This is a genomic window from Bradyrhizobium sp. C9 (assembly GCF_002532045.1).
Classification (GTDB): Bacteria; Pseudomonadota; Alphaproteobacteria; order Rhizobiales; family Xanthobacteraceae; genus Bradyrhizobium.
Genome location: NZ_NWTG01000038.1, coordinates 13,707 through 26,207, shown reverse-complemented (window position 1 = coordinate 26,207; position 12,501 = coordinate 13,707). Strand labels below are relative to the sequence as shown.

The 12,501-nt window shown below is 64.9% G+C and carries 12 protein-coding genes; 6 read left to right on the top strand and 6 right to left on the bottom strand.

What is annotated here, in order from left to right; translation table 11 throughout:
- Nucleotides 1-140: 140 nt before the first annotated feature.
- Complete coding sequence (locus CO675_RS37525) at nucleotides 141-767, bottom strand: glutathione S-transferase family protein (protein WP_097676904.1); 627 nt, start codon at nucleotides 765-767, stop codon at nucleotides 141-143.
- 204 nt (nucleotides 768-971) lie between these two features.
- Between CO675_RS37525 and pyrE the strand changes: the two genes are divergently transcribed.
- Nucleotides 972-1,535: an orotate phosphoribosyltransferase gene (gene pyrE, locus CO675_RS37520; protein ID WP_092122894.1), complete on the top strand. Its 564-nt coding sequence runs from the start codon at nucleotides 972-974 to the stop codon at nucleotides 1,533-1,535.
- 480 nt (nucleotides 1,536-2,015) lie between these two features.
- The gene (locus tag CO675_RS37515) at nucleotides 2,016-2,813 is read left to right on the top strand and encodes a DUF2865 domain-containing protein (protein WP_097676903.1); all 798 of its coding nucleotides are present in this window, start codon (nucleotides 2,016-2,018) and stop codon (nucleotides 2,811-2,813) included.
- 13 nt (nucleotides 2,814-2,826) lie between these two features.
- Here the strand turns inward: CO675_RS37515 and CO675_RS37510 are convergent, their stop codons facing one another.
- Nucleotides 2,827-3,258, bottom strand: a complete 432-nt coding sequence (locus CO675_RS37510; RefSeq protein WP_097676902.1) for a hypothetical protein — start codon at nucleotides 3,256-3,258, stop codon at nucleotides 2,827-2,829.
- 195 nt (nucleotides 3,259-3,453) lie between these two features.
- On the opposite strand from CO675_RS37510, the gene CO675_RS37505 reads away from it, so the two are divergent.
- Nucleotides 3,454-3,747, top strand: a complete 294-nt coding sequence (locus tag CO675_RS37505; RefSeq protein ID WP_097676901.1) for a GIY-YIG nuclease family protein — start codon at nucleotides 3,454-3,456, stop codon at nucleotides 3,745-3,747.
- A 265-nt stretch (nucleotides 3,748-4,012) separates the two neighbouring features.
- Here the strand turns inward: CO675_RS37505 and CO675_RS37500 are convergent, their stop codons facing one another.
- Entirely contained in the window at nucleotides 4,013-4,246 is a 234-nt protein-coding gene (locus tag CO675_RS37500) for a hypothetical protein (RefSeq protein WP_097676900.1), read from the bottom strand.
- 244 nt (nucleotides 4,247-4,490) lie between these two features.
- Between CO675_RS37500 and CO675_RS37495 the strand changes: the two genes are divergently transcribed.
- The 3 genes from CO675_RS37495 (at nucleotide 4,491) to rocF (ending at nucleotide 9,114) form a co-directional block, all read left to right on the top strand.
- Nucleotides 4,491-7,001 (top strand): glycogen/starch/alpha-glucan phosphorylase, encoded by a 2,511-nt coding sequence (locus CO675_RS37495; protein WP_198964886.1) that lies wholly within the window; start codon nucleotides 4,491-4,493, stop codon nucleotides 6,999-7,001.
- 125 nt (nucleotides 7,002-7,126) lie between these two features.
- Nucleotides 7,127-7,945 carry an acyl-CoA thioesterase gene (locus tag CO675_RS37490; RefSeq protein ID WP_097676898.1) on the top strand — a complete coding sequence of 273 codons (819 nt, stop codon included), beginning with the start codon at nucleotides 7,127-7,129 and terminating at the stop codon, nucleotides 7,943-7,945.
- A 191-nt stretch (nucleotides 7,946-8,136) separates the two neighbouring features.
- Entirely contained in the window at nucleotides 8,137-9,114 is a 978-nt protein-coding gene (gene rocF, locus CO675_RS37485) for an arginase (protein ID WP_097676897.1), read from the top strand.
- A gap of 166 nt (nucleotides 9,115-9,280) precedes the next feature.
- Here the strand turns inward: rocF and CO675_RS37480 are convergent, their stop codons facing one another.
- From CO675_RS37480 to CO675_RS37475, 3 genes are all read right to left on the bottom strand, one after another.
- On the bottom strand, nucleotides 9,281-10,897 hold the full coding sequence (locus tag CO675_RS37480; protein ID WP_097676896.1) for a phosphoenolpyruvate carboxykinase: 1,617 nt from the start codon (nucleotides 10,895-10,897) through the stop codon (nucleotides 9,281-9,283).
- A gap of 180 nt (nucleotides 10,898-11,077) precedes the next feature.
- Nucleotides 11,078-11,395 carry a hypothetical protein gene (locus tag CO675_RS40290; RefSeq protein ID WP_143279210.1) on the bottom strand — a complete coding sequence of 106 codons (318 nt, stop codon included), beginning with the start codon at nucleotides 11,393-11,395 and terminating at the stop codon, nucleotides 11,078-11,080.
- 331 nt (nucleotides 11,396-11,726) lie between these two features.
- Complete coding sequence (locus CO675_RS37475; RefSeq protein WP_097676895.1) at nucleotides 11,727-12,461, bottom strand: HugZ family pyridoxamine 5'-phosphate oxidase; 735 nt, start codon at nucleotides 12,459-12,461, stop codon at nucleotides 11,727-11,729.
- Nucleotides 12,462-12,501: the final 40 nt, after the last annotated feature.

Genomic DNA, 12,501 nt, shown 5'->3' with positions numbered 1-12,501 from the left:
GGTGGCGAAATCGAGCGGAGCGAGGTGCAGCCGGGTGAGGGGTCTCTCTCCACGAGCTCACTCGCGGAGACAACCCCTCATCCGTCGCTTCGCGCCACCTTCTCCCACAAGGGGAAAAGGGGAGAACGCTCCGCCGCTCTTCAATCCAGCTTCGCGTCCATGCCGCGCTTCGTCGCCGGGCGGGCCATCAGCGTCTCGTACCAGCGCTTGACGTTGGGAGTGTCTGATAGCTCGACCTTGTGGCGCGGATGGCGCCAGGCCCAGCCGAGGATGGCGAAATCGGCCACCGACAGATCGCCGGCGACGAAGTCGCGCCCCTGAAGCCGGCGGTCCAGCACGCCGTAGAGCCGCCGCGTCTCGGCCATGTAGCGCTTCAGGCCATAGGCGCGGTCCTGCTCGTTCTCGAGCGCGATGAAATGGTGCACCTGGCCCGGCATCGGGCCGAAGCCGCCCATCTGCCACATCAGCCACTCATAGACCGGGATCCGCTCGATGAGCGGTTTCGGCAGGAACTTGCCGGTCTTCTCGCCGAGATAGAGCAGGATCGCGCCGGACTCGAAGATGCTGACCGGCTTGCCGCCGGGGCCGTCCGGATCGACGATCGCCGGGATCTTGTTGTTCGGGCTGATGGCGAGGAAGGCGGGCGCCATCTGCTCGCCCTTGCCGATATTCACCGGGATCACCTTGTAGGGCAGCCCCATTTCCTCCAGCGCCACCGAGATCTTGCGGCCATTCGGCGTGTTCCAGGTGTGCAGCTCGATGGTCATTTCCGCTTCCCTCGCAAGTGTTTGGCGCCTGCTTTAGGGGGATTGGAACGGGCGCACAACCCGCGCTTTCGGCACACGGCTGCGCTGAAATGGCGGCGCGGGCACTGTTGACGGCGGGGTTTCCGCGCTGGAATGTGCGCCGGACCGCCGATAGATTGCCGGCCGCCTCAAAGCCCCCAAAGAAACCCTCAAGGGAAAAAGCCTTTGTCCAAATCAGCCTCCCGCGCCCGCCTCGCCGAGATCATCCGCAAGCGCTCGTTCGGCCGCGGCGAGATCACGTTGGCGTCGGGCCGCAAGAGCGATTTCTATTTCAACCTGAAGCCGACGATGCTCGACCCCGAGGGCGCAGCGCTGCTCGCCGAACTCACCTATGAGGCGCTGAAGGACGACCGGCTCGATTTCGTCGGCGGGCTCGAGATGGGCGCGGTGCCGCTCGCCGGCGCCATCGCGCAGCTGTCATGGCTGAAGGGTCATCCGATCGCGGCGTTCTTCGTGCGCAAGAAGCCGAAGGAGCACGGCGCACGGCTCGCCGTCGAAGGGCTCGCCAAGGGCGAGAGCCTCGCGGGCAAGCGCATCGTGATCGTCGAGGACGTCACCACGACAGGCGGCTCGGCGCTGAAGGCGGTGGAAGCCGTGCGCGAGGCCGGCGGCGAGATCGCGCTGGTCTTCACCATGGTCGACCGCGAGGAAGGCGCGACCGAGACGTTCGCCGAAGCCGGCTTGCCGTTCCGCGCGCTGTACAAGGCCGGCGAGTTTTTGAAGGACTGACGGTCTCTCTTCACCTTGCCCCGCTCTCGCGGGGTCGAGACGAGCGAAACTCGCTGTTAGAGGGTTGGGCTCTCTCCCCGCTTGCAACTGTTGAGAGACCTGTACTGGATCGATCCGCGAGCTCGCTTCGCCTCTCCCGCTTGCGGGGGAGGCCGGATCGCATCGCTAGATGCGATCCGGGTGGGGGCTCTTTCCACGAGTCCCATCGCGGTGAAACCCCCACCCCAACCCTCCCCCGCAAGCGGGAGAGGGAGCGCAGTACCGACGCAGTTGCACCTCAAACCGCATATGCGATAGCCCGCCGCAAGCGGGGCGAGGTAAGCGCGGTTCGCGCCGCCTCGCCTTCGTGTGACGCCGTCACCCCAAATCAATCGCTCGTTTACCATCCCGTCTTAAGGTGAATCCGCCGGGGCAGCTTGTCGCCGCGGCGTGGCGCGTCGGGTGGAGTTGGCGTTGCGTACAGAGTTGAGTGATCGGCGCATGCGGCGCCGCGTGATGCTTGCCGCCGCTGCGTTCGCGGGTTCCGTCCTGGTCGTGCCCGCTCCCGTCTCGGCCGAAGGGCTGTTCGACTTCTTCTTCGGCGGTTCCCAGAAGCAGCAGGGCCGGCAAGCCCCGCCGCAGGCCAATTTCTTCGCCGATCCGTTCGGCCTCAACCAGCAGCCGGAACGGCAGACGTCCGCACCGGTCTCGGGGACGCGCGTGGCCGGTTCCGGACCGGCATATTGCGTGCGCAGCTGCGACGGCAAGTATTTTCCGCTGACGATGCGCGGCAACGCGACGCCGGCGCAGCTCTGCCAGGCGTTCTGCCCGGCGAGCGCGACCAAGGTCTATTACGGCAGCCATATCGACAGCTCCGCCTCGAGCACAGGCGAGCGCTACACCGACAACGAGAACGCCTTCGCCTATCGCAAGGCGCTGCGCGCCGACTGCACCTGCAACGGACGCGACCCGGCCGGGCTCGCGCCGGTCGACCTCGCGCTCGATGCCTCGCTGAAGGCCGGTGACGTGATTGCAACCACCGACGGTCTCGTCGCCTATACCGGCGTTCGCGTCGGCAACGAACAGTCCTTCGACTTCACGCCGATCGCCTCCTATCCCGGGTTGACCGCGGCGGTCCGCGCGCGGCTCGGCGAAATGAAGGTCGCACCGGTCAGCGCCGAGATCGCCAGCGACGCGCCGCTGCCGGAAACCAGAAGCGATGTCGCGCCGGCGACACCATCGTCGGTGGTGCCGAAGGGCCATGCCGCAAAGCCCGCCAAGCGGGCCGAGGCGAACTGACGGCGTAAGCCCGTCAGCGCGCCACGATCACGCCGATCACGTTCGGCGCGGCCATGTATTTCTCCTCGATCGCGACCCGCGCGGCGGCGCGGTTCTCCGGGGTGAGGAGGCCGCGCTTCTCGGCGAGGATCATCCAGCAATAGCCCCACCAGTCGGTCAGCATGCCGTGATCGTCGACGAGGTCGTAACCCTGCTCGCCGGCGAAGATCCGCGCATGCGCCTCATCGAGCGTATCGAGCCAGGCGTGATCCTCGTTCGAGAACAGCTCGTCGCTGAAATCATCCGTGGTGTAGCCCCAGATCGACATGCAGACCGCATTGAACTCGCGGTCGAGCTGGTCGTCGTCGATCGGCTGACGCCGCGAGGCCTGATGCAGCCGCGACAGCGACCGCGCGAAATCGGCGATCCGGGTCAGAGCGAATTGATCAAAGGCGATGGTGGACATGTAGTCCTCGCGGAGACTGGGAGACCATAGATATTGTGTCGGCGTAGGCGCCGAATCACAATGATATATCAAAGACTTGCTAAAGTGTTCTTAATTCGTTCTGATGGGTTAATAGATCATCCCCGGACGTCGTCCTGGCGAAAGCCAGGACCCATTACCCCGGCTGGTCGACCCATTGCGAGCTTGGGCCAAACCATGAGCGCTGCAAGCAGCTACTACGTCTACGTCCTCGCGAGCCGCCATCACGGAACGATCTACGTCGGCGTTACGAACGACATTCGCCTGCGGCTCGAACCGCATCGTTCGGGTCGCGGATCCAAGTTCGTCTACAAGTACGGCGTATTTCGTCTCGTTCATGTCGAAGAATTCGCCACACCACAGGAGGCCATCGCGCGCGAGAAGCAGCTGAAGTTCTGGAAGCGCGATTGGAAGATCAAGCTGATTGAAGCGGACAACCCGGATTGGAACGACCTCTCGGGCCTCATCTGATTATTGGGGTAATGGGTCCTGGCTTTCGCCAGGACGACGAAGGAGGCATCGTCGCTCCGTCACGCGGATGCCTGCCCACAAAGCAATTGGGCCGCTGACTAGGTCAGCGGCCCGTTGAAAATTGCTTCGGAATGAAATGCGTCGGAGCTGAAAAATGTGCCCGCCCCACGAGCGACAGGAGTGTTTGTAAAGATCTCGTTAAGCCTTGGAAATCCGTATCACTCCGGTGTTCCCGATCGCGCGTGAAGGCGCGTTGTGCGGCCGCTCAATTCGCTGCGGACAGCAGCCTGTCACCGCAGGCATTCGCGTAGAACTTGCCGCCGCATTGCCGCTTGATGGCGGCGCAGCGCGCGGCCGGCGAAGCGTTCTGCGCCACGCTGAAGCCGCAAGTCAGGCCGTCGGCGCTGCGGCCCGGTTTGCCCGCCGCATAGGCGGCGCTGGTCGCCGTGATGCACACCATGAGCAACGCCGCGGCCGCGATCTCGATCAGGAGTCTCATCGCGCATCCTCCGTCAAATGGTCGCAAAATTCCGGCTTTCACCGCCGATCGTAGCACCGGCAATGGCGGTTCCGAAGGCTCCCAAATCGGCCCGGTCCTTGCATAAAATATCGGCAGCGCCATGCACGGCAACGTTCCCCGCGGTTCCGGTTGCCACGCAACGCGCGTATCATCGACCTGGGGCATGATCCGGACACTATGATCGCATCATGATCCGGACCTCTGAACGGCAGGATTGGGCGCTTTGCACGAACAAACAAACTACCCGGCATTGAACCAGCCGATCGACGAGCTGGCGCTGACCGAGATCAAGGGCGCGATCCTCGCCAAGCTCCGGCTTGCGATCGGCAAGGACGCCACCGTCGCGACCAGGCGTGACTGGTACAAGGCGGCGGCGCTGGCGCTGCGCGACCGCATCGTGCACCACTGGCTGACGGCCGAGAAGCAGACCTACGACGCCGGCTCCAAGCGCGTCTATTACCTCTCGCTCGAATTCCTGATCGGCCGCCTGTTCACCGACGCGCTGAACAATATGGGATTGCTGCCGCTGTTCGAGGCGGCGCTCGGCGACCTCGGCGTCGACCTCTCGGACCTGCGCAAATGCGAGCCGGACGCGGCGCTCGGCAATGGCGGCCTCGGGCGGCTCGCGGCTTGTTTCATGGAGAGCATGGCGACGCTCGCGATCCCCGCCACCGGCTACGGCATCCGCTACGATTTCGGCCTGTTCCGCCAGATCATGAACCAGGGCTGGCAGCAGGAATATCCCGACGAGTGGCTCGCCTTCGGCAACCCCTGGGAATTCCAGCGCCCGGAGGTGGTCTACAACGTCCACTTCGGCGGCCATGTCGAGCATGTCGACGAGCGCGGCCGCGACCGCGCCACCTGGCATCCGGCGGAAACCGTCGAGGCGATGGCCTACGACACGCCGATCGTCGGTTGGCGCGGCCAGCACGTCAACGCGCTTCGGCTGTGGTCGGCGCACGCGCCCGATCCGCTCAAACTCGACGTCTTCAACACCGGCGACTACGTCTCGGCCAGCGCCGAGCAGGCGCGCGCGGAAGCGATCTGCAAATTCCTCTATCCGAACGACGAGAGCGCGGCGGGCCGCGAGCTCCGGCTGCGCCAGGAATATTTCTTCGTCTCGGCCTCGCTGCAGGATCTCGTGAACCGGCATCTCGCCTCCGACGGCGGTCTGCGCAACCTCGCGCAAAAGGCCGCGGTGCAGCTCAACGACACCCATCCTAGCCTGGCGGTCACCGAGCTGATGCGCATCCTGGTCGACCTGCACAATTTCCGCTGGGACGAGGCCTGGAAGATCACGGTCGCGACGCTGTCCTACACCAATCACACGCTGCTGCCGGAAGCGCTCGAGACCTGGCCGGTCGAACTGTTCGAGCGGCTCTTGCCGCGGCATCTCGAGATCATCTACCGCATCAACGTGGCGCATCTCGCGCTGGCTGAAGAACGCTTCCCCGGCGACATCGAATACCGCGCCTCTGTGTCGTTGATCGACGAGCGCAGCGGCCGCCGGGTGCGGATGGGCCAGCTCGCCTTCGTCGGCTCGCATCGCATCAACGGCGTTTCCGCGATGCATTCCGATCTGATGAAGGAGACCGTATTCCACGACCTCCATCATCTCTACCCCTCGCGCATCACCAACAAGACCAACGGCATCACCTTCCGCCGCTGGCTGATGCTGGCCAATCCGCGGCTGACCGCGCTGCTGCGCGAGACCTGCGGCGAGGCGGTGCTCGACGACTTCTCGCTGCTCGAGCGGCTCGAGCCCCACTCGAGCGACCTGGAATTCCAGAAGCGCTTCCGCGACGTCAAGCATCACAACAAGCTGGCGCTGGCGCGGCTGATCGGCGAGCGCAACCACATCAAGGTCGACCCGTCGGCGCTGTTCGACGTGCAGATCAAGCGCATCCACGAATACAAGCGGCAGCTGCTCAACATCCTGGAGACGATCGCGCTCTACCACGCGATGAAGGACGATCCGGGTGCGAACTGGGTGCCGCGGGTCAAAATCTTCGCGGGCAAGGCGGCAGCGAGCTACCGCTACGCCAAGCTGATCATCAAGCTGATCAGCGACGTCGCCGAGATCGTCAACAATGACGCTTCGCTCGGCGGCAGGCTGAAGGTCGCCTTCCTCGCCGACTACAATGTCAGCCTCGCCGAGGTGATCATCCCCGCCGCCGATCTCTCCGAGCAGATCTCGACCGCCGGCATGGAGGCCTCCGGCACCGGCAACATGAAGCTCGCGCTGAACGGCGCGCTGACCATCGGCACGCTCGACGGCGCCAACATCGAGATCCGCGACAATGTCGGCGAGGAGAACATCGCGATCTTCGGCCTCGAGGCCGGCGACGTCATGGTCCGCCGCAAGCAGGGCCTCGATGCCAGCGACATCATCCGCAAATCGCCGCGGCTCGAGCGCGCGATCCGCGCCATCGAGAGCGGCGAATTCTCGCCGGGCGATGCCGCGCGCTTCGCCTCGATCGGGCACGCGCTGCGCTATCTCGATCACTACATGGTCTCGGCCGATTTCGATTCCTACTACGACGCGCAGCGCGGCATCGACGCGCGCTGGCGGGTGCCCCCGGCCTGGACCCGGGCCTCGATCCTCAACGTGGCGCGCATGGCGTGGTTCTCCTCCGACCGCACCATCCGCGAATACGCCGAGGACATCTGGCACGTGCCGGTGCATCCGAGCGCATCGCCGCAGCTCGGCAGCCAGCGCGAGGCGAAGGGGTAATCCCGAGATACGGAAATCGATTACGTCCGACGTCATTGAATTCGGCATCCTTGCCGAGCTATTGCATGTCGAGCGTCATTGCTCCTGGCGATGACGGAAGTGCCAGCCAATATTGAAAGATCTGCATGCTCACCAAGGCTCCGCACCTTTTCGATGAAGCCACCGCCGTGACTGCCGGCGACAGCCGCTGGCAGGGACGGACCAGCCCGGACTACTGGGCGTTCGTCGGCCCGTTCGGCGGCTGCACCGCCGCGACGATCCTGCGCGCCCTGATGCAGCACCCGCAGCGCGCGGGCGATCCGCTGGCGCTGACGGTCAATTACTGCGCGCCGGTCGCCGAGGGCGTGTTCGATCTCGATGTCCGCCTGGTCAGAAGCAACCGCTCGAGCCAGCACTGGTCGGTCGAGATGACGCAGGGCGGCGGCGAGGTCACGACCTTGGCGACGGCCGTTTTCGCCGAGCGCCGCCCGTCCTGGTCGCACCAGCCCGCCGAGTTTCCCGGCGCGATCCCGTTCGAGCAGCTCAGGCCTTATCCGAAGCTCGCGATGACCTGGGCCAACCAGTATGATTTCCGCTTCGCCGAGGGCGAACCGAAACTCGGCGGCGGCGCTGCGAAGCAACCATTGAGCCCCTACTCCAAGCTCTGGATTGCCGACCGCGTGCCGCGCAAGCTCGATGCGCTGTCGCTGATGTCGATGTCCGATGCGTTCTTCGGCCGCGTGTTCCACGCGCGGCAGGAGCTGGTGCCGTTCGGCACGGTGTCGCTGACGACCTATTTCCACGCCGACCTGGCCGACATGGATGCGGAGGATACCACCCGCGTGCTCGCCACCGCCGACGCCAAGACCTTCCACAAGAGCTATGGGGACCAGCACGGCGAATTGTGGTCGCCGTCCGGCCGCCTGCTCGCCACCACGACGCAGATCGCCTATTTCAAGGCGTAGCGCGTTTTCGAGCAAAGCCTGTCCCGCACTTGATGCGGGATGGGCCGCCGGTTCGCGGTGAAGACAACGCGCCAAATCTGGACGCACAGCTCAACTATCCACATGGCCGGATTGGACCGCCTTGCCTATTTCAAGGGTTGAGGGAACAGTGGCGCGTCGCTTCTGTTCCACCCCTTTGGGAGCCCTGCCGCATGTCCGAAGCCGACAATTCCAAGCCCTCGCGCATCGCCTTGCTTGGCGTTCCCATCGAGATCGGCGCGTCGCAGCCCGGCCCGCTGATGGGCCCGGACGCGCTCCGCACCGCGGGCATCGCGCGCCTGCTCGAGCAGCTCGACTTCCACGTTGACGATCACGGCAACCTTGCGATCCCGGCTGTGGTCGCCGACGGCCCGGTGCCGGCGAACACCAGATTCTACGACGAGGTGAAGACCTGGACCCGCGCCCTCTCCGAGCGCGCCTACTGGCTGGCGCATTCCGGCGCGATCCCGATCTTCATGGGCGGCGATCACTCGCTGTCGATGGGGTCGATCAACGGCGTCGCGCGCTACTGGCAGGAAAAAGGCCGGCCGCTGTTTGCGCTGTGGGTCGATGCCCATGCCGACTACAACACGCCGGCCACCACCATCACCGGCAACATGCACGGCATGTCGGCGGCCTTCCTGTGCGGCGAGGACGGGCTGGACGAATTGCTCGGTGGATTGCCGCGCGCCTCGATCCCATCCGATCAGCTCGCGCTGATCGGCACCCGATCAGTCGATCCGCTGGAGCGCAAGCTGCTGCGGCAGCGCAACGTCTCGATCGCGGACATGCGCCAGATCGACGAGTTCGGCGTCGCCGTGCTGACCCGCCGCGTCATCGACCGCGTCAGGGCCAAGAACGGCGTGCTGCATGTCTCGTTCGACGTCGACTTCCTCGATCCGGACATCGCGCCCGGGGTCGGCACCACCGTGCCGGGCGGCGCGACCTATCGGGAAGCGCATCTGATCATGGAGCTGCTGCACGATTCCGGACTGGTGCGCTCGCTCGATATCGTCGAGCTCAATCCGTTCCTCGACGAACGCGGCCGTACCGCGCGCGTCGCGGTCGAATTGATCGGCAGCCTGTTCGGCCTGCAGATCACGGATCGGCAGACGCCGAGCAACGCGGTGTTGCCGGAGATGGGCGAGTAGCAGGCAACACATTCGATGTCGTCCCGGCCTGCGCCGGGACGACAGGGGAGTATGTGGCGCCGTTCGCTGCTCGGCTTGAGGGACTGAGCCGTCGCCGAGCCGACTTGGCAAACAAAAAAGGCGGCCACGAGGGCCGCCTTTTCAAATCGCGTATCGCTTGCGCCGACTACTCCGCTGCGAGCTTCACTTCCGGCGCGGCGGCGCGGACCTCGGCGTCGACCTGCGCTTCGAACTTGGCGAAGTTCTTCTGGAACATGCCGACCAGCGCACGCGCGGTCTTGTCGAACTCGGCCTTGTCGGCCCAGGTCTTGATCGGATCGAGGATGTGCGGCTCGACGCCCGGCAGCGAGGTCGGCACCGCGAAGCCGAAATACTTGTCGGTGCGGAAGTCGGCATTGCGGAGCGAGCCGTTCAGCGCCGCGGTGAGCAGCGCGCGGGTTACCTTGATCGGCATGCGGCGGCCGGTGCCGTACTTGCCGCCGGTCCAGCCGGTGTTGACCAGCCAGCAATCGACATTGTGCTTGGCGATCAATTCGCGCAACAGGTTGCCGTAGACCGACGGATCGCGCGGCAGGAACGGCGAACCGAAGCAGGTCGAGAATTCCGGCTGCGGCTCGTTGCCGAGACCACGTTCGGTGCCGGCGACCTTCGCGGTGTAGCCGGACAGGAAGTGATACATCGCCTGCGCTGGCGTCAGCTTGGCGATCGGCGGCATCACGCCGAAGGCGTCGGCGGCGAGCATCACCACGTTCTTCGGATGCGGCGCGCGGCCGGTGCGCGAGGCGTTCGGAATGAAATCGAGCGGATAGGCCGAGCGGGTGTTCTCGGTCTTCGAGCCGTCGTCGAAATCGGGCACGCGATCTTTCGCGCCGAGCACGACGTTCTCCAGCACCGCGCCGAAGCGCTTGCTGGCGGCAAAGATCTCCGGCTCGGCTTCGCCCGACAGCTTGATGCACTTGGCGTAGCAGCCGCCTTCGAAGTTGAAGACGCCGTCCTCGCTCCAGCCATGTTCGTCGTCGCCGATCAGCGTGCGCTTCGGATCAGCCGAGAGCGTGGTCTTGCCGGTGCCGGACAGGCCGAAGAAGATCGCCGTGTCGCCGTCGGGGCCGACATTGGCCGAGCAGTGCATCGGCATTACGCCCTTCTCGGGCAGATAGAAGTTCAGCGTGGTGAACACGCTCTTCTTCATTTCGCCGGCATAATAAGACCCGCCGATCAGGACGATCTTGCGGGCGAAATCGATCGCGACGACGTTCTCCGACTTGCAGCCGTGACGTTTCGGATCGGCGCGGAAGCTCGGCAGATCGATGATCGTGAGTTCGGGCACGAAGCTCGCGAGCTCCGACGTCTCGGGGCGAATGAGCAGCGTGCGGATGAACAGCGAATGCCAGGCGAGCTCGGTGAAGACGCGCGTCCTGATGCGATGCGTCGGGTCGGCGCCGCCGTAGAGATCCTGCGCGAACAGCGTCATGCCTTCGGCATGCTTGAGGAAGTCGGCATGCAGCGTCGCGAACTGCTCCGAAGTGATCGACTGGTTGCCGGCCCACCACATGCTCTTGTCGGTCAGCCCGTCGCGGACCGTGAACTTGTCCTTCGGGCTGCGGCCGGTGAACTCACCGGTGTCAGCGCAAAGCGCGCCATCGGCCGAGAGCACCGCTTCGCCATTGCGCAACGAGTGCTCGTAGAGCTGCGGCGCACCATAGTTCCAATGCACGCCCTTGAGATTTTTTAAGCCGAATTTGTCGGCGCCGAAGGCACCGTTATGCACGCCCGTCTCTTGCACGAAGAACCTCCTCGAACCCGCGTATCCTTGTTCGCGCGAATGTCGCTAGTCGCGCCCCGTCGCGGTGATGACCGTCATCAGAATATAGCCTCTCGGCCCCGGTCCGGCGACCTAATAGTGGGGATCGCCGGGCTTGCCAAGCCGGTCGGACGGCTTTTGGCTTATTCCAGGTCAGGTACATCATCGGGCGCAAATACCGCAGCGCGAAACGCTTTCGCTTTGCTTTCGCTTTCTCGTTGTTTTCGCGGCGATCGGGCGACGTTTCGTCGCCTTTCCCGCTGCGAGCAGGGCATTGCGATGCACAAAGGGTGCCAGCGGTTGGCGTGTATCCGCGCCGCGCAACGCAGCCGGCACGTAGAATGCCGGGTATGCGTTTCGCGCTGAGGATGTGTCGTTGAGATGGACCGCCACGAGTTGACGCTGCGCTACGGTGCCAGGCAAGTCGTCCACGATCATGTTGCACGCGGATAGCACCACTGGGTCGGCATTGAGCTGCATGCGATCGAGCCCGATACGCCGTCGTCGAAGCTGGATGCTTTCAATGCCCGGCAGCGTCGAATGTTCCGCAGCGGGCTGCGCTCGGCGGCAGCAAGATCACTGACTGCGACGATTGATGGTAACGCAATCACCGCGACGCACGTGCACGTCAGCGCGATGGGATCTCGCGATGCGGGCGATTTCCCGAAGCTGCAGCGCCAGACATTCTCGCCACCCGCATCGCGCCGATCGGCGATGATATCGGCGGGGGCGCGAAATGATCGCGCTGTCAGAGACGCTCCACCCGGCCTCCGCAACTGCACCCGGAGCCGCACTCTGCGACACGATGCCTCTATCCCTTGGCGCGCGCCTCACCGGCGAGGCGCACCAGCATCTTGCGCAGCTCGGTGCCGTTGCTGACCCTTTCAGGGAAATCGAGCCGCAGCGTGTTGCGGCCGGCCTGCATGTCCATGCCGTAGGGGTCGCAGCCGGTGCACAGCCAGTCGGCGCTTTCCGCAGCCAGCAGCCGCGTGGCGTAGAGGTTCATGGCCTCGCGGTGATCCTCGTTCATATGCGCCACCGCGCCCGGCTCGGCCTCCAGCAGCGCTTCAGCACCACTGAGCATGGTCAGAAACTGTGCAGGCTTGAGGTCGACGATCCGGCCGAACCCGGCGACCAGATGGGCGGCGCTCGGCCGGATCACGAAAAACGAGAAATCCTTAAATTCTACAAAGGTTTCCGCTGATGGATGTGCGCCGAGATAGCGCCGGCGGACGAGCTCCTGCTCGGACTGTGCGACCTCCTCCGCCCGGCCGGCCAGCATGATCCGGGCGCCCTCCAGCGGATCGCCCTCGGTGCGCTCGTCCAGCATCAGCGACACCCTGTCGTCGGCCAGGATATTCCGGGTGTGCAGCGCCAGCCTGGAAATCAGCAGGATCGGCGAGCCATCGGGGTGGCTGGCCAGATTGACCAGCGAGCAATAGGGATCGCCGGAGCCGGTCATCAGCGTGGCGAGCGCGCCCTGGCGGCTGCGGCGGAGCAGCGAGCGGGCAAGGTGGGCAGGATCGAAGTCGGCGGTCGGTTGCATGGGCCTATCGGGTCGTTTTGGCGGCGAATCGGGCGGTTCC

Bases quoted from the DNA above. Each gene is read 5' to 3' on its own strand.
- CO675_RS37525 (WP_097676904.1), bottom strand. From the start codon at position 767: ATGACCATCGAGCTGCACACCTGGAACACGCCGAATGGCCGCAAGATC.
- CO675_RS37515 (WP_097676903.1), top strand. From the start codon at position 2,016: ATGCGGCGCCGCGTGATGCTTGCCGCCGCTGCGTTCGCGGGTTCCGTC.
- CO675_RS37510 (WP_097676902.1), bottom strand. From the start codon at position 3,258: ATGTCCACCATCGCCTTTGATCAATTCGCTCTGACCCGGATCGCCGAT.
- CO675_RS37505 (WP_097676901.1), top strand. From the start codon at position 3,454: ATGAGCGCTGCAAGCAGCTACTACGTCTACGTCCTCGCGAGCCGCCAT.
- CO675_RS37500 (WP_097676900.1), bottom strand. From the start codon at position 4,246: ATGAGACTCCTGATCGAGATCGCGGCCGCGGCGTTGCTCATGGTGTGC.
- CO675_RS37490 (WP_097676898.1), top strand. From the start codon at position 7,127: ATGCTCACCAAGGCTCCGCACCTTTTCGATGAAGCCACCGCCGTGACT.
- rocF (WP_097676897.1), top strand. From the start codon at position 8,137: ATGTCCGAAGCCGACAATTCCAAGCCCTCGCGCATCGCCTTGCTTGGC.
- CO675_RS40290 (WP_143279210.1), bottom strand. From the start codon at position 11,395: ATGCAGCTCAATGCCGACCCAGTGGTGCTATCCGCGTGCAACATGATC.
- CO675_RS37475 (WP_097676895.1), bottom strand. From the start codon at position 12,461: ATGCAACCGACCGCCGACTTCGATCCTGCCCACCTTGCCCGCTCGCTG.